Source organism: Arthrobacter agilis (assembly GCF_006494655.1).
GTDB classification, from domain to species: Bacteria; Actinomycetota; Actinomycetes; order Actinomycetales; family Micrococcaceae; genus Arthrobacter_D; species Arthrobacter_D agilis.
In genome coordinates this window covers 1-284 of record NZ_VHIM01000043.1, presented here as the reverse complement: position 1 = coordinate 284, position 284 = coordinate 1, and the positions used below count along the sequence as shown (strand labels likewise).

Genomic DNA, 284 nt, shown 5'->3' with positions numbered 1-284 from the left:
GCCTGGGCGAGTCCGGCCGATTCGTCGAGCAGTCCGAGGAATACGCCGGCGCTGGCACCGTAGGTGTTGCATCCACCAGAAGGACCGAGACGCCGGTGGCGGCGAGCTCGGCGGCCATGTTCACGGCCACCGTCGTCCGTCCCGGAGCGCCGGAGGGACCCCAGACGGCGAGGACACGTCCGTCACCCGTTGCCGTCGCGTCCTCCGTCTCGGGCCGGGCAGCGAGCGGGGCGACGTCGAGTAGTGCAGCACCTCGGCGGACGGCTCCTCGACCCAGCTGAAGT

Annotated in this window: 1 pseudogene; it reads right to left on the bottom strand. The window is 71.5% G+C overall.

The features are described 5' to 3' along the window. Positions 1–284 (bottom strand): annotated as a pseudogene (locus FJV46_RS15445) (hypothetical protein); the annotation flags it as partial.